The 19325-nt window shown below is 71.6% G+C and carries 20 protein-coding genes; 5 read left to right on the forward strand and 15 right to left on the reverse strand.

Translation table 11 applies throughout. From position 1 onward, the window contains the following. Positions 1-19: 19 nt before the first annotated feature. The 8 genes from rnc to EV375_RS10620 form a co-directional block, all read right to left on the reverse strand. Positions 20-853, reverse strand: a complete 834-nt coding sequence (gene rnc, locus EV375_RS10585; protein ID WP_130299222.1) for a ribonuclease III — start codon at positions 851-853, stop codon at positions 20-22. Between the two features lie 19 nt (positions 854-872). After that, complete coding sequence (gene rpmF / locus EV375_RS10590; RefSeq protein ID WP_028433405.1) at positions 873-1046, reverse strand: 50S ribosomal protein L32; 174 nt, start codon at positions 1044-1046, stop codon at positions 873-875. A gap of 2 nt (positions 1047-1048) precedes the next feature. Further along, complete coding sequence (locus EV375_RS10595) at positions 1049-1642, reverse strand: DUF177 domain-containing protein (protein ID WP_207228050.1); 594 nt, start codon at positions 1640-1642, stop codon at positions 1049-1051. A gap of 164 nt (positions 1643-1806) precedes the next feature. After that, complete coding sequence (locus EV375_RS10600; protein ID WP_130299224.1) at positions 1807-2943, reverse strand: F0F1 ATP synthase subunit B; 1137 nt, start codon at positions 2941-2943, stop codon at positions 1807-1809. Between the two features lie 70 nt (positions 2944-3013). Continuing rightward, the gene (gene coaD, locus EV375_RS10605; protein WP_207228052.1) at positions 3014-3493 is read right to left on the reverse strand and encodes a pantetheine-phosphate adenylyltransferase; all 480 of its coding nucleotides are present in this window, start codon (positions 3491-3493) and stop codon (positions 3014-3016) included. Between the two features lie 53 nt (positions 3494-3546). Then, positions 3547-4149, reverse strand: a complete 603-nt coding sequence (gene rsmD / locus EV375_RS10610) for a 16S rRNA (guanine(966)-N(2))-methyltransferase RsmD (RefSeq protein ID WP_130299226.1) — start codon at positions 4147-4149, stop codon at positions 3547-3549. A 121-nt stretch (positions 4150-4270) separates the two neighbouring features. Beyond that, positions 4271-7450 carry a helicase-related protein gene (locus tag EV375_RS10615; protein WP_486588402.1) on the reverse strand — a complete coding sequence of 1060 codons (3180 nt, stop codon included), beginning with the start codon at positions 7448-7450 and terminating at the stop codon, positions 4271-4273. A gap of 192 nt (positions 7451-7642) precedes the next feature. Continuing rightward, on the reverse strand, positions 7643-9478 hold the full coding sequence (locus EV375_RS10620; RefSeq protein ID WP_130299228.1) for a DAK2 domain-containing protein: 1836 nt from the start codon (positions 9476-9478) through the stop codon (positions 7643-7645). A gap of 419 nt (positions 9479-9897) precedes the next feature. On the opposite strand from EV375_RS10620, the gene rpmB reads away from it, so the two are divergent. After that, the gene (gene rpmB, locus EV375_RS10625; protein WP_028435377.1) at positions 9898-10083 is read left to right on the forward strand and encodes a 50S ribosomal protein L28; all 186 of its coding nucleotides are present in this window, start codon (positions 9898-9900) and stop codon (positions 10081-10083) included. A gap of 296 nt (positions 10084-10379) precedes the next feature. On the opposite strand, the gene thiD is transcribed toward rpmB, so the two are convergent. Continuing rightward, positions 10380-11216, reverse strand: coding sequence for a bifunctional hydroxymethylpyrimidine kinase/phosphomethylpyrimidine kinase (gene thiD, locus EV375_RS10630; RefSeq protein ID WP_130299229.1), 837 nt, complete (start codon positions 11214-11216; stop codon positions 10380-10382). Between the two features lie 92 nt (positions 11217-11308). Then, complete coding sequence (locus tag EV375_RS10635) at positions 11309-12325, reverse strand: thiamine-phosphate kinase (RefSeq protein WP_130299230.1); 1017 nt, start codon at positions 12323-12325, stop codon at positions 11309-11311. 176 nt (positions 12326-12501) lie between these two features. Between EV375_RS10635 and EV375_RS10640 the strand changes: the two genes are divergently transcribed. Then, on the forward strand, positions 12502-12735 hold the full coding sequence (locus tag EV375_RS10640) for an Lrp/AsnC ligand binding domain-containing protein (protein WP_130299231.1): 234 nt from the start codon (positions 12502-12504) through the stop codon (positions 12733-12735). Positions 12736-12755: 20 nt separating this feature from the next. Next, positions 12756-13244: a DUF3515 domain-containing protein gene (locus EV375_RS10645; protein ID WP_130299232.1), complete on the forward strand. Its 489-nt coding sequence runs from the start codon at positions 12756-12758 to the stop codon at positions 13242-13244. A gap of 37 nt (positions 13245-13281) precedes the next feature. Here EV375_RS10645 and EV375_RS10650 read toward each other — a convergent pair whose 3' ends face one another. The 3 genes from EV375_RS10650 to EV375_RS10660 form a co-directional block, all read right to left on the reverse strand. After that, on the reverse strand, positions 13282-14418 hold the full coding sequence (locus EV375_RS10650) for a D-alanine--D-alanine ligase family protein (protein ID WP_130299233.1): 1137 nt from the start codon (positions 14416-14418) through the stop codon (positions 13282-13284). Positions 14419-14618: 200 nt separating this feature from the next. After that, a complete protein-coding gene (locus EV375_RS10655) occupies positions 14619-15620 on the reverse strand; it encodes an NAD(P)H-dependent glycerol-3-phosphate dehydrogenase (protein ID WP_130299234.1) in 1002 nt (333 codons plus the stop codon). Continuing rightward, positions 15617-16420: a lysophospholipid acyltransferase family protein gene (locus tag EV375_RS10660; protein WP_130301752.1), complete on the reverse strand. Its 804-nt coding sequence runs from the start codon at positions 16418-16420 to the stop codon at positions 15617-15619. The genes EV375_RS10655 and EV375_RS10660 overlap by 4 nt, the downstream gene beginning before the upstream one ends. 268 nt (positions 16421-16688) lie before the next feature. Here EV375_RS10660 and cofC point away from each other — a divergent pair, with 268 nt between their 5' ends. Then, positions 16689-17378: a glycosyltransferase family protein gene (gene cofC / locus EV375_RS10665; protein WP_486588403.1), complete on the forward strand. Its 690-nt coding sequence runs from the start codon at positions 16689-16691 to the stop codon at positions 17376-17378. 357 nt (positions 17379-17735) lie between these two features. Next, positions 17736-17939: a hypothetical protein gene (locus tag EV375_RS10670; RefSeq protein WP_055486376.1), complete on the forward strand. Its 204-nt coding sequence runs from the start codon at positions 17736-17738 to the stop codon at positions 17937-17939. A 216-nt stretch (positions 17940-18155) separates the two neighbouring features. Here EV375_RS10670 and EV375_RS10675 read toward each other — a convergent pair whose 3' ends face one another. Continuing rightward, positions 18156-18812, reverse strand: a complete 657-nt coding sequence (locus EV375_RS10675) for an HU family DNA-binding protein (RefSeq protein ID WP_130299235.1) — start codon at positions 18810-18812, stop codon at positions 18156-18158. Between the two features lie 125 nt (positions 18813-18937). Further along, a complete protein-coding gene (locus tag EV375_RS10680; protein WP_028435369.1) occupies positions 18938-19192 on the reverse strand; it encodes an SCO5555 family protein in 255 nt (84 codons plus the stop codon). Positions 19193-19325 lie beyond the last annotated feature (133 nt).

Genomic DNA, 19325 nt, shown 5'->3' on the forward strand with positions numbered 1-19325 from the left:
CCGGGCCGGGCCGGTCTCGTCAGACGCCCTGGGACGGGGCCCTAGTGCCGGACGGGGTCTCCGGTCCGGAAGACGACGAGTCGTCGCCGGCCGTCGCCTCGCGGATCGCCCGCCAGGCCGTCTCCGCCGCCTGCTGTTCCGCTTCCTTCTTGCTGCGGCCGGTGCCGGTGCCGTACGCGACACCACCGACGCGGGCAGCAGCCGTGAAGATCTTCTCGTGGTCGGGGCCGGTCTCCGTGACCAGGTACTCCGGAACACCCAGCCCCTCGGCCGCGGTGAGCTCCTGGAGGCTGGTCTTCCAGTCCAGGCCGGCGCCGAGGTTCGAGGACTGCTCGATCAGCGGGTCGAAGAGCCGGTGGATGAGCTCACCCGCCGCCTCCAGGCCCTTGTCCAGGTAGACCGCGCCGATCACGGCCTCCAGGGTGTCGGCCAGGATGGAGGCCTTGTCGCGGCCGCCCGTGCCCTCCTCGCCCCGGCCGAGCCGGATGAAGGCCCCCAGCTCCAGCTCCCGGGCCACCTTGGCCAGGGCGCGGGAGTTGACCACGGCGGCGCGCAGCTTGGCGAGCTGGCCCTCCGGGAGGTCGGGGTGGAGGCGGTAGAGCGTGTCGGTGACGACCAGGCCGAGGACGGAGTCGCCGAGGAATTCGAGGCGTTCGTTGGTCGGCAGTCCGCCGTTCTCGTACGCGTAGGAGCGGTGGGTCAGCGCACGCACCAGAAGGGCGGGCTCGAGCCGGTACTCGAGCCGCCCTTCCAGAATCGCGTGGGACGAGGCCTCATCCACCAGATCCGCCGCTGCCGCCCGGTGCGTTCCTCCGCGGCGGTCAGCGCTTCCATGTGCCGGAGCGTCTGACATGGAGCCTGTCACCAGCCGATCAGACCTCGAGGACCTGTCGCTTGTTGTAGGTGCCGCAGTTCGGGCACGCGATGTGCTGCTGCTTGGGCTCCTGGCAGCGCTCGCACTTCACCAGGGTGGGGACCGCAGCCTTCCACTGCGACCGGCGGTGGCGCGTGTTGCTGCGCGACATCTTCCGCTTCGGAACAGCCACGGCTACTTCTCCTGTGAGTCATCCCCGGCTTCGCGGGGCGCGTCCGTCTCGCCGTCCTTCATGGTTTCGGCGAGTCCCTGCAGTGCCGCCCAACGGATGTCGACGGCGTCTTCGTGATCGTGTTCCGGGTCGTCCGCCAGACGCGCGCCGCACGTGGCGCACAGCCCGGGGCAGTCTTCCCGGCACACCGGCTGCAACGGCAGTGACAGCACCACCGCGTCCCGCAGCACGGGCTCGAGGTCGAAATAGTCGCCCTCGATGGAGAACGTGTCCTCCTCCTCGGCGTCGTCACCGGCATCCGCGCTGGGGCGGCTCCGGTCGTCGGCGTCGGGGTAGGAGAACAACTCCTGGAAATCCGCCTCGCATTCCTGCTCGAGCGGCTCCAGACACCTTACGCACTCCCCCTTGAGCGGTGCACGGGCGGTGCCCGTGACGAGCACCCCCTCCATGACCGACTCCAGACGGAGGTCAAGCTCGATCGTCGCGTCGTCAGGCACCCCGAGGACCTCTACGCCGAGGTCTCCGGGAGACTTCACCGTGCGGGACAGCTGCTTCATCGCGCCGGGCCGGCGCCCCAGCTCCCGTGTGTCGAACACGAGGGGGGCTCGGGGGTCGAGGCGGGCGTTCAGGGCTTCCTGCTTTCTACGGTGTGGCGCCGCCCGGCCGTTGACTCCGGGCAGCAGTCATCGCCATGTGCGCGTGACCGAAGAGCCAGGATACTGGACCGTCCCGCCTCCGCCCAATCGAGTCCCGGCCGGTATCAGCCACCCTGCCCGTAGCCCGGGCCGTGGCCGTGGCCGTGACGTGCCTCGTACTCGCGGACCTGGTCCAGGTCGATCATGCTCGTGTCGAAGAAGCTGGTCTCGTCGAGCTGGGGCTGCCCGCCCTGCATCTCCTGGTGGACCTGCGGGTGGCCGGAGTAGTGCTGGTTCTGGCTCTGGTCCTGGGGGAACTGGGCCTGCTGCGCGTAGTACGGGTCCTGCTGCTGTCCGTAGTACGCGTATTGCTGCTGGTAGGCGTAGGCGTCCTGGCCGCCGTAGTACGCATCCTGCTGCGCGTGCGCCGCATACGGATCGGCGGCGGCGACGGGCTGGTAGGCGGGCTGTGCGGGGGCGGCCGGAGCCGGGACGGCGGGCGCCGCAGGAGGCGTGGCCGCAGGCCGGGGCTCGCCGGCCGAGGCCAGGCCCGCCATGTAGTCGGCGTCGCTGGTGTGGATGTCCTGCCCGGCCGCGTCCTGCGCGGCCATGTGGGCACCGAGTTCGTCGGACGGACGGTGTCCCAGCAGCTTGGAGCGGCCCCTGCCGACCGCCTCCAGCGTCTTGGCGAGCACCGCAGAGACCGAACCGAGCCTGGCGTCCACGTAGTTGTCCGCGCTCTCCCGCAACTCCTGCGGGTCGGAGGAGCGTTCCGGGGCGTCCTCGGCGTACTCCTCGTTCCACTCTTCCGAACCGGGCCCGCTGCCCAGCAGCTTCTCGCGGCCGCGCTCGACGGAGCCGATGGTCTTGCTGAGCACGACCTCGAAGTTGGCGAGTTTGCTGTCGACGTAGTCGTCCGCCTCGGCTCGGATCTCCGCGGCCTCCTGCCGGGCCTGGGCCAGGACCTGTTCGGCCTCGGCCTGCGCCTGGCGGACGATCTCGGTGCCGGAGACCAGCGAGCCGCGCTCGGCGTGCCCGGACTCGATGATCCGCTGCGCCTCGGCCTGGGCCTCGGCGACCATCTGCTCGCGCCCCCCGAGCAGTTCCTCCGCCTGTGCGAGCGAGCCGGGCAGCGCCTGGCGCACTTCTTCGAGCATGGCGAGCAGTTCGGCCCGGTTCACCACGCAGGAGGCCGACATGGGCATCGCGCGAGCGCTGTCCACCGCCGTCACGATCTCGTCGAGTTTCTGCTGAACGTCCACGGAAGCGACTGTACGGCCAGTGGCACTCAACTCGACAGCCGAAGCCCCGACTCGGCCCCTTCCGGCACGCTCACGGCTTGGCGAGACGCGCCGCCAGAGCGCGCTGCACCGGCTCGGGCACCAGGTTGGAGACGTCGCCGCCCCAGGTGGCGACCTCCTTGACCAGGCTGGAGGAGAGGAAGCTGTAGGTGGGGTTGGTCGGTACGAAGAGCGTCTCGACGCCGGAGAGGCCGTTGTTCATCTGCGCCATCTGCAGCTCGTAGTCGAAGTCCGAGACCGCGCGCAGCCCCTTGACGATGGCGGGGATGTCGCGGTCCTTGCAGAAGTCGACGAGCAGTCCGTGGAAGGCCTCCACGCGCACGTTGCCGAAGGCGGCGGTCACTTCGTTGATGAGGCCGATGCGCTCGTCCACGGAGAACAGGCCCTGCTTCGACTTGTTGATCATCACGGCCACGTAGACCGAGTCGTAGAGCTTGGAGGCGCGGGCGATGATGTCGAGGTGTCCGTTGGTGATGGGGTCGAAGGATCCCGGACAGACTGCGCGACGCACTGGTGGTTCCTCGCTCTCCGGACGATGGGGGGTCTGTGGGCTGTCCGCGGAGTTCATGGTGTGGGGGTGTCTCCGCTCGCGGCGGCGCGACCGTACCAGAGCGTCCCTTCGCCGTAGCGCCTGGCCCGCAGGCCCACGAAGCCCCCGGGCCAGCGGAATTCGCCGCCACGCGTACTCCGCTCCACGGTGACGAGCGCGTCGTCGGTCAGCCAGGGCCCGGAGCGGAGTGTGAGCAGAATCTCGCGGACCTGCTCGTCCGTGACGGCGTACGGAGGGTCCAGGAAGATCACGTCGTAGGGGTCGTCGGGCGGTGAACCCGCGAGGGCCGCCTCGGCCTTGGCGTGGCGCACCTCGGCGCCGGGCAGCCCCAGCGCACGCACGTTCTGCCGGATGGTGCGGGCCGCGCGGGCGTCCGACTCGACGAGGAGCACGTGAGCGGCACCGCGCGAGAGCGCCTCGAGGCCCACCGCGCCGGAACCGCCGTACAGGTCGAGCACGCGTCTGCCGTGCCAGGCGGCGGTGCCCGAGCCGCCCAACTGGGCCTCCCAACTGGAGAACATGCCCTCGCGCGCACGGTCGGACGTGGGGCGCGTGCCCTGGCCCGGCGGCACGGTCAGCCGGCGGCCGCCGACGGCTCCTGCGATCACGCGGGTCATGGTGCGGGTGCCCTTCGTTCTCTCGTGCGGCCGGTACCGGCCCGGCGTCCGGCCGTCGGAACCGAGGATCCCACGGCGGCGGCCCGCACGCCCGTCCCGGGGCGGCGGCCGGCCGTCCCTGTCATCCCTTGTCGAGGAAGTCCTCGCGCTCCTCGTCCAGCAGGGCCGCCAGCGCGGTGCGCAGCTCCGGGAGCCGCTCCAGACCGGGGTCCTCCGCCACGACGGCGGTCGCCGCCCGACGTGCCGCCTCGATGATCTCCTCGTCCTCGATCACGGCGAGCATCCGCAGCGAGGTGCGGACGCCCGACTGCGCCTGCCCCAGCACGTCGCCCTCCCGGCGCTGTTCCAGGTCGACGCGGGAGAGCTCGAAGCCGTCCAGCGTGGCGGCGACCGCGTCCAGACGGGCACGGGCGGGACCCGCCTCCGGCGCCTCCGTGACCAGCAGGCACAGGCCGGCGGCGGAACCACGGCCGACGCGTCCGCGCAGCTGGTGGAGCTGGGAGACGCCGAAGCGGTCCGCGTCCATGATCACCATGACGGTGGCGTTCGGTACGTCCACGCCGACCTCGATGACGGTCGTCGCGACGAGGACGTCGACCTCTCCCTGAGCGAAGCGGCGCATGACGTCGTCCTTGACGTCCGGCTGCATCCGCCCGTGCAGCGCCTCCACGCGGAGCCCGGCCAGTGGTCCCTCGCGCAGCTGCGCCACGGTGTCGAGCACGGACAGCGGCGGGCGCCTGCTCTCATCCTCACCGTCGGCGGCCTCCTCCCCCTGCGCGGCTTCCTCCGCCGCCCTGTCGCGTCCCGCGGCCTTCCGCTTGCCGGACCTGCCCGCGGGCTTCCCGGCCTCTCCCTGCTCCTCCTCGTCGCCGATGCGCGGGCAGACCACGTACGTCTGGTGCCCGGCCTCCGTCTCCTCCCGTACGCGCTCCCACGTACGGGCCAGGAAGTGCGGCTTGTCCCTCGCGGGCACGACATGGCTGGCGATGGGTGAGCGTCCGGCCGGGAGCTGGTCCAGCACGGAGGTCTCCAGATCGCCGAAGACGGTCATGGCGACGGTGCGCGGGATGGGCGTCGCCGTCATCACCAGCAGGTGCGGCGGGTGAACTCCCTTGGAGCGCAGGGCGTCACGCTGCTCCACGCCGAAGCGGTGCTGCTCGTCGACGACGACGAGACCCAGGTCGTGGAAGCGGACCTTGTCCTCGATCAGCGCGTGCGTGCCGATGACGATCCCGGCTTCCCCTGTGGCCAGGTCCAGCAGAGCCCGGCGGCGGGCGGCGGCACCCATGGAACCGGTGAGCAGCACGACCTTCGTGGCGTTCGCCGCGCCGCCGAGCATGCCGCCCTCGGCGAGCTCGCCCATCAGGCCCGTCACGGAACGGTGATGCTGCTGCGCGAGGACCTCGGTGGGGGCGAGCAGCGCGGCCTGGCCGCCGCTGTCGACGACGGTCAGCATCGCGCGGGTGGCCACCATCGTGTTGTGCGTGACCGTGAAGTTGTCGGTGACGTAGGCGCTGTCGGGGTGGCGCACACTGATGCACTGGACCTGCTTGCGGCCCACGGGTTCGGCCTCACGTACGGACCGGCGCAGCGAGCGGTGCGCCCTCCCCCTCGCGGCGCCGCGGGCCTCCCCGACCTCCGAGCGGAACGGACCGTGTTCCGGCGGCAGCAGCACTGTGACGGCCGATTCCGCCGACGCCGGCTCGTCGTGCGGGGGCCTCTCCGGTGTGATGCGTGCGTGTCCGCCGAGGGAGCGTGCCAGCCACGCGACGTCCTCGGCGAGCGCCCGGGAGCGGAAGCGGAGGACGACGGCGTCCCCTTCCCCGGCCTGTTCCCCGGCCCCTTCCCCGGCCTGTTCCCCGTCCTGCTCCCCGGCCGGTACGGGCCCGCCCTCCCGGCCGTCGGCGCCCGCGTCGAGGATGCCCCGGAGCAGGGCCAGCCTGTTCTTGACCGAGTCCTCCATGCACGCGCGCGGAACGCGGCCGGCGACGCCGGGACGCCCCAGCTCGGTACCCGTCGCGTACGGGTCCGCCGCGCCCTCCGCGGGAGCGCCCAGATCCACCGGGACAGCCTGCGGCAGATACCACTTCGGCGAACCGGCGGGCGACGTCAGGTCGTTCCTGATCTCCCGGGTGGTCAGCACCCGCGGACACTCGCCCCGTTCCCACGCCTCTGCCGTGGCCACGAGCCACAGGTGTTCGTCGTCGCACTCGACGGTGCTTCCGTCGGAGAGCGTCAACCTCCATACCTCGCGCTCTCCTTGGGGAAAGATCCCCTCCACCGGCGCCGGTTCGCCGGAGGGCGTGATCACCTCGTCGCCGACGCCGATCTCCCCCATCTCGCGGAACCCGCCCGGCGTGAGCACGAGGGCGTCCAGCGGCTGCGCCTTGCCGGACCCCACTTCGCCCTGGAGGAGCCGGTGCATGGGGTGTTCGGTGGCCAGGTCGTCGAAGACTTCACGGCTGACGCTGCGCTGCCCGTCGGTGAGGGTGAAGGGCAGCTTGGCGTCGAAGGCGTCCAGCAGGCCGCCCTCGACGGGAACGCGTGCCACGGCGGGCAGTTGGGCGTCGGCAGCCCTCCGGCGGGCGAGGGCGACCTGGAGGATGAACGCCTCGTCCCACTTCAGCCTGTCGCGGGCCGCCGCCATGTCGGCCTTCGTGCGCGGCCGGTGCACCTTCTCGAACGCGTCGGGCAGCGGGATGAGGCGCCGCTCCTCGCGGATGGCGGACGGCAGCGGGTCGACGAGGCCGTCCCAGCCGGTGGCCTGCATGGAGGCGAGCACAGTGCCGACCGACTTGGCGATCTTCCAGGACGCCATCTGCGCCACGGCCGGATAGATCGGCATCAGCCTGTTGGCGAACGCGTCGACGTCCTCGCTGCCGCTTCCGGCGCCGAGCTTCTCGTACTGCGGATGCGCCAGCTGGAGACGGCCGTTGAAGACGCCGACCTTGCCCGCGAACATCGCCCGCGTGCCCGGCTGCAGGTCCTTCTGCGGCTGGTAGATGCCGCGACCGAAGAAGACCAGCTGCAACTGGCCGCTGCCGTCGGTGAGAACGACCTCGAGCCGCTGCCCCCGGCCGCGGTTGAAGGTGTGCACCTTGGACTTGGCGACCTGTGCGACGACGGTCACGTGCTCGTCCAGCGGCAGGTCCGACAGCCGAGTCAGCTGGCCGCGCTCCTCGTACCGCCGCGGGTAGTGGTGGAGGAGGTCCCCGACCGTGTTCAGGCCGAGATGTTCGGACAGGACCTTGGCGGTGCTGCCGCCCAGGTGCTTCTTCAGGGATTCGTCGAGCGCGGACACGCCCCCATTGCACACCATGACGGTGACAGGACCGGGGCAATGGACGAGGCCGGGGCGCGGTCAGCGTGCCGCGCGGCGGCGGGCCGGGACGGTGGTGCCCCGCCGGTCCGGCTCGTGGCCCGCGGTGCCGGCGGTGCGGGCGGTGCCGGCGGGAGGCCGACCGGGAGGGCCGACGGGGAGCCGGCCCGCTCCTCACTCGACGCCGATCAGCAGCAGCGAGGAGTGCTGCCGTCCTTCGTGCACCACCGTGTCCACGGCGAGATGACCGGAGCGCACCTGCTCCTCCAGCCGGTCCGCCAGCCCCCGCGGAGCGTGTTCGCCGACGATCAGGGTGACCAGCTCCCCGCCCGCGGCGAGCATCCGCTCCAGCACCTCCGCGGCCGCCTCGGCGGCGTCGCGGCCGATGACGACGACATCGTCCTCCACGAGACCGAGCACGTCACCGGCCTCGCAGACCCCGGCCATCGTCCAGAACGGGCGGTCTGCGACGGTCACTTGGCCGTAGCGGGTCGCTCCGGCGGCGTTGGTCATGGCGACGACGTCGTCGTCGAAGCGGCGCTCCGGATCGTGCACCGCCAGCGCGGCGATGCCCTGCACCTCGGCCCGGGTGGGAACGACCGAGACGCGCAGCTGCGGTGCGGCCGACCGCGTCCCGTCCGCGGCACGCGCGGCTGCGGCGTGCAGGTCGATGTCATTCGGCAGCAGCACGACCTCGGCCGCGCCGGTCTCGCGTACGGCGGCCGCCAGGGGCTCCCCGTCCGGGCTTCCGAGCGCTTCCTTCGCCCGCACGACGGTCGCGCCTGCGTCCTCGCAGAGCCCGGCCAGGCCGTCCCCCCGGACGACGGCGACGACGGCGCGGCCCCGCGGGGCCGAACTGCCGGTGACAGCACCGGATTCGGACTCGGCGCCGGAGTCGGCACCGGCCCCGGCACCGGCCCCGGTCCCGGCACCGGCCCCGGTCCCGGTCCCGGCGCCGGAGTCGCCTTCGGCGGCCCCCGGGGCGCAGGACCCGCCGTCCTCGCCCGCGGTGAGGCGGGTGATGCGGATGCGATGCGGGCGTCCCGCGCCGACGCCCGCCTCCACTGCGGCACCGGCGTCGTCGACGTGCACGTGCACGCTCCACAGCCCGTCCCCGCCGCCGACCACGAGCGAGTCTCCGAGCCCGTCGAGGCGTTCGCGCAGGGCGGCCACCGCGGCGTCGTCGGCGTCCAGGAGGTACATCACCTCGTACGCGCCGCCGCCTCCGTCGGGTGGGGCGGACCCCGCGGCCGAAGTGCCGCCGCCCGCCGGGGCGTTGGACGCGGTGTACGCCCGGCGCCTGCGCGAGGCGGCGTCCGGCTCCGGGTCCCGGAGGGCGTCGGCCAGCGCACCGAGTACCGCGACCAGGCCGCTGCCGCCGGCGTCCACGACTCCGGCGCGGCGCAGCACGTCGAGCTGCCCCGTGGTCTCCGACAGCGCCTCGCGGGAGCGTTCGTACGCGGCGCGGGCCACCTCCGCGGCACCCGCGCCGTGTTGGCCGGCCGCACGCGCCGCGGCGTCGGCCGCCGCCCGCGCGACGCTGAGCATCGTGCCCTCGACGGGGTGCGCGACGGCCTCGTACGCGGAGTCCGCCGCCCGCGCCAGCGCCTCGGCCAACAACCGTGCCTCCCCCGCGACTTCGGCCGCGACCTCCGCCGGGCCGTCGGCCGGACCGGAGGCGCCGGTGCCTCCGGACGCACCGGCGGCCCCGTACGCCTCCGCCATGCCGCGCAGCAACTGCGCCAGGATCGTGCCGGAGTTGCCGCACGCGCCGAGCAGCGCGCCCCGGGACAGGGCGCGGAGTGCGGGCGCGGCCGGGTCGCCGCCGTCCCATTCGGCGTCCAGGGCCTGCGCCGCGGCCTGCAGGGTCCGCCGCAGGTTCGTGCCGGTGTCGCCGTCCGCCACGGGAAAGACGTTGATCGCGTCGATCTCCTCGCAGGCCTCACCGACCGCCTCCAGCGCGAAGGCCGTCCATGCCCGTACCACCGTGGAGTCGAACGGCTGCGGCACGTGAGGACCTCCTCTGAAGACTGGAGACCGGAGCGGTCTCCCTGCGGTCTGTTCCGGTCTGCTTCCCGTATGCCCACACAACGCGGCGAGCTGCCGCGCACGGCCGGATCCGGCAAGGACGACGGGGTTCCGAAGGCTAGATCAGAGCACCGGCGGCGTGCGCAACGGAACCGGTCTGCGGGCGGAGGAGGGGAACGCCCGGCGGCGAGGCCCCTGATCCGTCGGCCGGTCCCGGGGGCCGGGCGTCCGCCCGGGCAGGCCTCACGGGCTGGTTTCGCCGTTCATGAGCAGGCGTTGTATGCTGCTCCGGTTGCCTGATGAGTATCGGGCGTCATGACCTCCCTGGCAGTGCCGGTCGATCACTGTGCCTGCGTCGCCGGGATTTTCCGTACATGCATCTGAAGTCTTTGGAGTGACCCGTGGCTGCCAACTGCGACGTCTGCGGCAAGGGGCCGGGCTTCGGCAACAGCATCTCCCACTCGCACCGCCGCACCCCGCGCCGCTGGAACCCGAACATCCAGCGCGTGCGTGCAGTGGTCAACGGGACGCCGAAGCGCCTCAACGCCTGCACCTCGTGCATCAAGGCCGGCAAGGTCTCGCGCTGACTCTCCCCCTGGGCCTGTAGGTACCCTCCCGCGCCGCCCGGCGCAGGGCAGGGCCCGGGTGGTGCTCCAGCAGTGCGGCCACCGAGCCGGTTGCTTTTCCGAAGCCGGTCCGTCGTGACGACGGACCGGCTTCTCGCATGCCGAGGGCTGCTCCGCACGAGCCGCAGACTCCGCACGAGCCGCCGGCACCGCACGATCCCCCGGCGCTCGACGAAGGGCCTGAGAGGCAGGGCCCCACGCCGCGTGACGGGGCGGACCACGCAGCCGGTCCCGTCGTCAGCTCTCCGCCGCCACGGTCAGCTCCCGCGCAGCCGCCAGCCGTGGTCCACGGGCCCCAGCCCCGCCCCGAGCGCGAACCCTGCCGCGATCGCGCCCGTGACGTACTCCTTGGCCTCCCTCGCCGCATCCGGCACTGTCAGACCGCGTGCCAGTCCCGCCGCGAGGGCGCTGGCGAGGGTGCACCCGGTGCCGTGGGTGTGGCGGTTGTCGTGGCGCGGAGCCCGCAGCCAGTGCTCCTCGTGGCCGTCGGTGAGCAGGTCGACGGCTTCCCCGCCGCCGGTGCCCGCCCCGTCACGGGCCAGGTGCCCGCCCTTGATCAGTGCCCAGCGCGGCCCGTACGACAGCACGGCTGCGGCCGCCTCGCGCAGCCCCGCTTCGTCCGTGACGCGCACGCCCGTCAGCTGTGCGACCTCGTCGAGGTTGGGGGTGGCCACGGTCGCGGCCGGCAGGAGCTTGGTGCGTACGGAATCCAGGGCCTCCTGCGCGAGCAGCGGGTCGCCGTGCTTGGAGACGCCGACAGGGTCGACGACGACCGGTTCGCCCAGTCCGGACAGCAGCCCGGCCACGGTCTCGACCAGTTCCGCCGAGGCGAGCATTCCGGTCTTCGCCGCCTGGACGCCGATGTCGTCCACGACGCTGCGGAACTGCGCACACACCGACTCGGCAGGCAGCTCCCAGTAGCCCTGCACGCCCACGGAGTTCTGCGCCGTCACGGCGGCGACGACGCTCATTCCGTGGGTCCCGAGAGCCAGCATCGTCTTGAGGTCGGCCTGGATGCCCGCGCCGCCTCCCGAGTCGGAACCGGCGATCGTCAGCACTCGGGGCGGCGCGGAGTGGGCGGTTGTCGTCTCCATGCGCACAAACGTAGCCGGACGTCCCGGACGGGCACGAGGGCCCGCGGCCACGGGCTCCCTGGCCGGCCCCGGCCCGCCGGCGCCCGCCCGTCTCAACTCCCGTCGCCGTCGCTCCCTGCGGCGAAGTGGTCCCAGCCGCCCGGCCGCTCCCACGGTGCACCGTCCACGGTCACACGGGGCTGCGTGCCGGGCGCGAGCACCCGGCCGATCTTGCGCCATCGCGCCGGAAGCTTCGCGGTGGAGGGGAACGTCGCCACGAGAGCGTGATCCTCGCCGCCGGTGAGCACCCAGTGCAGCGGATCGACACCCACCGCCTGACCGATGTCGGACATCTGCGCGGGCACGTCGAGGTCCGAGGAGCGCAGATCGATGCGGACCTTGCTGGACTCAGCGATGTGCCCGAGGTCGGCCACGAGACCGTCGCTGACGTCCGTCATCGCCGTGGCGCCGAGCTCCGCCGCAGCCGGCCCCGCGTGGTACGGCGGTTCGGGCCGCCGGTGCGCCTCGACGAAGGCGCGGGGCGAGCGGAACCCGCGCGAGAGCACGGCGTGGCCCGCCGCCGACCAGCCGAGCCAGCCCGTGACGGCCACGGTGTCGCCGGGGCGCGCCCCGGACCTGGTGACCGGCCTCCTGTTGCGCAGGTCGCCGAGGGCGGTGATGGAGACCGTGATCGTCGCGCCGCGAACGACGTCACCGCCCACAACGGCCGCTGAGGCGACCTGCGCCTCGTCACGGATGCCGTCCATGAGCTCCATGGGCCAGTTCGCGGGGAGTTCGGCGGGGACGACGAGACCGAGAAGCAGCGACGTCGGCACGGCCCCCATCGCCGCGATGTCGGCCAGGTTCTCAGCGGCGGCCTTGCGTCCCACGTCGTACGCCGTGGACCAGTCACGCCGGAAGTGCCGCCCCTCGAGGAGGATGTCGGTCGTCGCGACGACTCTGCGGTCGGGCGCGGAGACCACTGCCGCGTCGTCGCCCGGACCGATCTGCACGGCGGGCGTGGTGTTCAGCCGGGACGTCAACTCCCGGATCAGGCCGAACTCTCCGAGCTCCCCGACGGTGCCGGGCGTCCGCGGCCGACCCCCGCGGTACTCCCCGCTCAGATGCATCGCTGCGCCCTTTCGCCTGTCTCCCACTGCCCGGCCCACACCCGGCCGGTCTTCGGCTGCAGGAGCGTCAACCCGCTGTCACCGGCTGTGCTGGGGGTCTCCCGCGCGGTTGCGGCGACGCGGTACCGTGGCGATCCCGCTCCACCCATGATCCTCGTAGCCGCCCTGGAGGTTCCGTGGTACAGGCGTACATCCTGATCCAGACCGAGGTCGGCAAGGCATCGACCGTCGCCGAGGTCATCACGAAGCTTCCCGGGATTCTTCAGGCGGAGGACGTGACCGGCCCGTACGACGTCATCGTGCGCGCCCAGTCCGACTCCGTCGACGAGCTCGGACGCATGGTCGTGGCCAAGATCCAGCAAGTGGACGGCATCACCCGCACCCTGACCTGTCCGATCGTTCATCTCTAGCTCCCCCGTATGCTCGCCCGGTGAGCACTTCCCTCCGCCGGGCCTCCTGCGCCGCCACCGTAGCCGCCGCACTCGTGGCAGCCGCCGGCTGCACGGGCGGGGACGCGAGTGGCCCGACGCCGCCCAGCCCTTCCGGCAAGGCCGCCGAGACATGCCGGTCGCTGCACGACCGGCTGCCGAAGCGCGTGGACGGGCAGCAGCGGATCACGCTCGATCCCGCCTCGAAGTACACCGCGGCGTGGGGCGATCCGGCCATCGAGATGCGCTGTGGTGTGCCGCGCCCCGAGAAGCTCTCGCCCGGTAGTGAACATTACAACCCCACCGCGGAGGCGGCGGAAGTCAACGGCGTCTCCTGGCTGCTCGAACAGCGCGACGGCGGCTACCGCTTCACCACCACCGACCGTGCCGCGAACGTCGAGTTGAGCGTTCCTAAGGACTACGCACCGGAGATCAGCGCGCTGCCCGATCTCGCGAAGGCGATACGCGCATCGGTGCCGAAGCGCTCCTGACTGCCGCCGCCGCACGCCGGGCGCACTCTCCTGCCCGCTACCGCAGGCCCGTCTCGCGCCTCAGAGCCGCCTGGATGAGCCGGTCCACCAGCTCCGCGTAGCTCACGCCGCTCTTCTGCCACATCCGCGGGTACATGGAGATCGGCGTGAATCCCGGCATCGTGTTGATCTCGTTGATGACGAACTCGCCGCTGTCCGTGAGGAAGAAGTCCGCACGGACGAGCCCCTCGCAGGAGGTCGCCTCGAAGGCCAGAACCGCCAGTTCCTGAACGCGAGCGGTCTGCTCGGGTGTAAGGGGCGCGGGCACGATGCCCGAGGCGGAGTCGATGTACTTGGCCTCGAAGTCGTAGAAGTCGTGCGCGCTCACGGGCGGGATCTCGGCGGGGACGCTCGCCCTGGGGCCGTCCTCGAACTCCAGCACCCCGCACTCGATCTCGCGTCCGCTGAGCAGCGATTCGACGATCACCTTCGGGTCGTGACGCTGCGCCTCGGCCACGGCATCGTCCAGACCTCCGAGGTCGTCGACCTTCGTGATACCCATCGACGAGCCGCCCCGGGCCGGCTTCACGAACAGCGGCCAGCCGTGCTCGCCGGCCAGATCCACGATCCGCTTGCGGGCCGAGCCCGGGTCCGTCCGCCACTCGCGGGGACGGATCGTCACGTACGGGCCGACGGGGAGCCCGAAGGAGGCGAAGACTCGCTTCATGTACTCCTTGTCCATGCCGACCGCCGAGGCGAGCACGCCCGCACCGACGTAGGGCACCCCGGAGAGCTCCAGCAGCCCCTGGAGGGTGCCGTCCTCGCCGTAAGGGCCGTGCAGCACCGGGAAGACGACGTCGACCTCGCCCAGCGCCTTCGGTACGGAACCGGGCTCCTGGTACGTCACCTCGCGGTTGCCCGGTTCGACGGGCAGCAGGACGCCGCCGGGCTGTGCATCGGCCAGTTCCGCCACGCTGGGCAGCTTGCGGTTCTCGATCGCCATCCGCTCGGGCTCGTCGGCGGTCAGCGCCCAGTGGCCGTCGGAGGTGATGCCGATGGGCAGCACCTCGTACTTGTCGCGGTCGATCGCACCGAGGACGGCGCCCGCCGTGACGACGGAGATCGCGTGCTCGGAGCTGCGGCCGCCGAAGACGACGGCGACGCGGGGCTTGCGGGAGGGGCTCTGGCTGCTCATATCGCGTCGACTGTACCGCCTGGGCCCACACGCGTCAGGGTCCGCGCATCCGCGTCGTCACCGGCTCCGCGCACCGCGCAGGCAGTCGCGGACGCGGAGGCGGAAGATGAGCCCCCGCACCCCAACTGCCGGGCGCCCGCGGCGATTAAGGTCTCGCGGACCGCCGGCGGTGAGGGCGCGCAGCGGACGGCCCTTGCCCGTCAGACACGTTCCGCCTTGGCGCTGCGCGACATGAGTTCCTTCAGGGCCACCAGGGGCGGCTTGCCGTCGTGGACGATGCCGACCACGGTCTCGGTCAGGGGCATCTCCACGCCGTGCATACGGGCCAGTTCACGTACGGACTCGCACGATTTGACACCTTCCGCGGTCTGCCGTGTGACCGCGATCGTCTCCTCGAGCGTCATGCCGCGGCCCAGGTTGGTGCCGAACGTGTGGTTGCGGGAGAGCGGCGAGGAGCAGGTGGCCACCAGGTCGCCCATGCCCGCCAGGCCCGCGAAGGTGTGCGCGTCGGCGCCCATCGCCAGCCCGAGCCGTGTGGTTTCGGCAAGACCGCGGGTGATCAGTGAGGCCTTGGCGTTGTCACCGAGTTCCATGCCGTCGGCGATGCCGACCGCCAGCGCGATCACGTTCTTGACCGCTCCGCCGAGTTCACAGCCGACGACATCGGTGTTGGTGTACGGACGGAAGTACGGAGTGTGACAGGCGGCCTGCAGTCGCTGCGCCACGGAACCGTCCGTGCAGGCAACGACCGAGGCGGCCGGACGTCGCGCGGCGATCTCCTTCGCCAGGTTGGGCCCGGTCAGTACGGCCACCCGTGAGCGTTCGACCCCGGCGACCTCCTCGATGACCTCGCTCATCCGCTTCGCGGTGCGCAGTTCGACGCCCTTCATGAGGGAGACGAGCACCGTGTCCGTGTGCAGCAGCGGCGCCCAGCCGGCGAGGTTCCCGCGCAGCGTCTGGGACGGCACGGCGAGCACCGTGAACTCGGCGCCCTCCGCCGCCTCCGCCGGGTCCGTGGTGGCGCGCACCGACGCGGGAAGTTCGACGTCGGGAAGGTAGTCGGGGTTCACGCGACGGGTGTTGACCGCCTCGGCGAGCTCCGCTCTCCTCCCCCAGAGGGTCACCTCGCAGCCCGCGTCGGCGAGCACCATCGCGAAGGCGGTGCCCCAGGAACCGGTGCCGAATACGGCGGCTTTCGTCACGCGTTCTCTCCCCCGGCGCCGCCCGGGGACGCCGTGTCGTGCTGTGCCGGTTCTGCCTGCTTCTGCGGAACCTGGTCCTGCGGCTGTTGTTCGGTTGCGCGGTGGTCGTACCGCTCGGCGGGCGCGGGCTCGCCGCGGACGTCGGAAAGCAGTGCGGTGATCTCGCCCATGATGCGGTCCGTGACATCGCGCAGCACGGCGGCGGTCGGTTCCGCGTCGTAGAACTCCGAGAGATCGATGGGCGGTCCGGCCTGCACGATAAGGGTCTTGCGCGGAAAGAGCTTGATCTCGCCGCGCTTGGGATAGGGAGGCACGGCGAGATTCGCCCCCCACTGTGCAACGGGAATGACGGGTGCCCGCGTTTCCAGGGCCACGCGTGCGGCACCTGTCTTGCCCTTCATCGGCCACATGCCGGGAGCACGTGTGAGGGTGCCTTCCGGGTAGAACGCGACGCATTCGCCCTTGTTGATGGCGTCCACGGCCGCGCGGAAGGCCCCTATGGCGTCCTTGGACTCACGGAAGACGGGGATCTGACCCGTGCCGCGCATGGCCGCTCCCACGAATCCGCTCCTGAAGAGACTGACCTTCGCGAGAAACCTCGGGACCCTTCCGGTGTTGTACTGGAAGTGGGCATAGGAAAGCGGGTCCACGACAGAGTTGTGATTGACGACGGTGATAAAACCGCCCTTTTCCGGAATGTGTTCCATTCCGCGCCAGTCTCGCTTGAAGAACAACAAGAGCGGCGGTTTCAGCAAAACCGCGGCAAGGCGGTACCAGAAGCCGATTCTGCGGCGGGACACCCGGACACCATCTCCTCTTGCCTGTTCGAACAGCCACGTGGTCCCGGCGGGCGGCAGGGCACGGCCTGCCGCAGAGAACGGGCGCGGGACCCTCGGCACGGCGGGCGTGGGCCTGACCGGCGCGTCCGGCGTGCGTTCACCCCGGCGCGCGAGGGGCAAGTCTCACCCCGTTACCCCCGCCGTGTCGAGCGCACGGCCCGCCTGCTCTGCCCTGCCACGGTAGCCGGGCGCCTGACGGGCTCTTCGGGCGGCGGGTGAGAATGAAGGGGTGCAGCCACATGTGACGCCCGTCGCGTGGACCCTCGTGGTGCCGTTGAAGCCGCTGACACGGGCCAAGAGCAGGCTTGCCGCGACGGCGGGCGGCCCGGCGCGTGCCCGGCTCGCCCTGGCCTTCGCACAGGACACGGTGAGCGCGGCGCTGACGTGCGGGGCGGTGCGGGATGTGGCAGTTGTCACGGACGACCGCTGTGCGGCACGGGAACTGGCCGCGCTCGGCGCACGCATCGTGCCGGACGCTCCGTCCGCCGGCCTCAACCCCGCGCTGGCACACGGCGCCGCAGAAGTGCGCGCGCGGCGGCCCGACGCCCCTCTCGCGGCCCTGAACGCCGATCTGCCCGCGCTGCGGCCCGAAGAGCTCACCCGGGTCCTCACCTTCGCCGCGCGCTCGCCTCGCGCGTTCCTCGCCGATGCCGACGGTACGGGCACCACGCTGCTCTCGGCGCTTCCGGGCCATGCGCTCGGCCCGCACTTCGGCCCCGGCTCCCGTGCGCGGCACCGGGCTTCGGGAGCGCGGGAGATCGTTCTCGCGCATGTGGACAGCGTCCGCCGGGACGTGGACACGGCCGCCGACCTGGTGGCCGCCCGAGCGCTGGGAGTGGGCCCGTTCACGACGAGGGCCTGCCGCGAGCGGACCCCGTACGACGGCGCCGGAGCCGCGGCCGTCAACAGCGGTCCGTGACCCTCCAGACCCTGGCCGGCCGGTCTTCTCCGGCCCGCGACGACAGTTACGGCACCTCTCCCACTGGCTTCGCCGGGGTGGGGCCTCCCCGGCGAAGCCAGGGGAAGTGCCCCAGCGTTGCCGGAGTCGCCCGAGTACTCCCTCCCCTGGCTTCCCATGCGGGACCCCAGACTTCGCATGGGGAACCTCAGGCATCGAATCGGGAACCCCGGCCCTTCGGCGTGGAGGACCCCAGTACGAGGACGATCCTCCGCCTTGCGACGCGTCCCCTGGGCCTACCGGCCCGGGGATCCCCCACGCATCCGAGGCCGGGGTCTGATCTCGAAGATCGACCGGGCAGGACCTAGGCTTCGCTGCATGCAGGCCACTTCGTACACCTACGACCCCGTGACGCGCACGGGCAGCGTGCTGCTCGACGACGGAACGCCGCTCCCGTTCGACGCCGCCGCCTTCGACGCGGGGGGCCTGCGCCTGCTGAGGCCGGGCCAGCGCCTGCGCATCGAGGTCGAGGGCAGCGGGGACGACCGGAGAGTCACCTTCGTGACGCTCCAGACCCTTTGAGGGTTCGCGCGATCCGGCCGGCTTCCTCCGGGGAGGTACGGGGACTTCCCGGAGCCGGAGCGCCCTGGAGGCACGCGAACGCGGCACCCGCCGTGCCGGCGGAACGGGCCGGTCGGCTCCACAGGGCCAAGAGCCCCTGAAACGCCCGCCGGGCCGGACTCCCGGCGGGAGTCCGGCCCGGCGCTGCGGGGCGTGATCTGCGTAGGTACGAGCTGCTCAGCGCTTGCGTGCTGTGGCCCTCTTGGCGGTCGTCTTGCGCGCGGCGGTCCGGCGGCCGGGGGCCTTCCTCGCAGGTGCCTTCTTGGCGGTGGCCTTCTTGGCCGAGGACTTCTTGGCGGTGGTCTTCTTCGCCGCCGCCTTCTTGGCGGTGGTCTTCTTCGCCGCCGCCTTCTTGGCGGTGGTCTTCTTCGCCGCCGTCTTCTTCGCCGGCATCCGCTTCGCGGTCGTCCTGGCGGCGGTGGTCTTCTTGGCGGCCCCGCGCTTCGCGGTGGTCTTCTTCGCGCCGGCGCGCTTGGCCGCGGCCTTCTTCGCGGAAGTGCCGCCCATCAGGCTGCCCTTCGGGGCCTTCTTCACGGCGACGTCGTTCTTCGGAAGCTTCTTCGCCCCGCTGACCAGTTCCTTGAAGCCGGCACCGGCGCGGAAGCGCGGCACCGAGGTCTTCCGGACGCGGACGCGCTCGCCGGTCTGCGGGTTACGGGCGTATCTGGCGGGACGGTCCACCTTCTCGAAGGAGCCGAACCCGGTGACCGAGACCCGCTCCCCTGCCACAACGGAACGGACGATCGCGTCCAGAACGACATCGACCGCTTCCGAGGCCTGCTGCCGTCCACCGAGCTTGTCCTGGATTGCTTCGACGAGCTGCGCCTTGTTCACGTCTTCCCCTTCGGAACTATTGCAGGAACGAATGTGTTCAAGCTTTTTCGCACGCTAGGCAGATATATACCTCGAATCAAACATGAAACGGGCGAATCACCCTTGTGCCGCAACGAACTCGCCCTTCATCGAGTTCCGTCAGCGCGCTTGCCTGCCTGTTCCTCGGGGAAGCGTCCCTCGTCGATATCCGTCATGAGACGGTCCACGCGCCGCTCCGCGTCGGCGAGATCGTGCTTCGAGGCCGCGGTGATGACGAGCAGCTTTCGCTGCAGCGCCACCCGTACGCCCTCGGGGACTTGCAGTGTGCGCACTCGTGTGTGCGCCTCCTTCAAGCGGGCGGCGAGCCGGTCGTAGAGATCGAGTTGACCGTCGCGTTCCATGCACCGATTGTGCCATCTGCGGTGAGTTGTCGCATACCGTCTCCCCAACGCACTCGCGCCCCACGCGGCGGAGGCGTGGGGCGCGGGCGGTGATGCGGTTGTGGGCCATGCGGAGCGTGAGCGCTCAGATGCG

This window comes from Streptomyces sp. CNZ301, assembly GCF_004217425.1.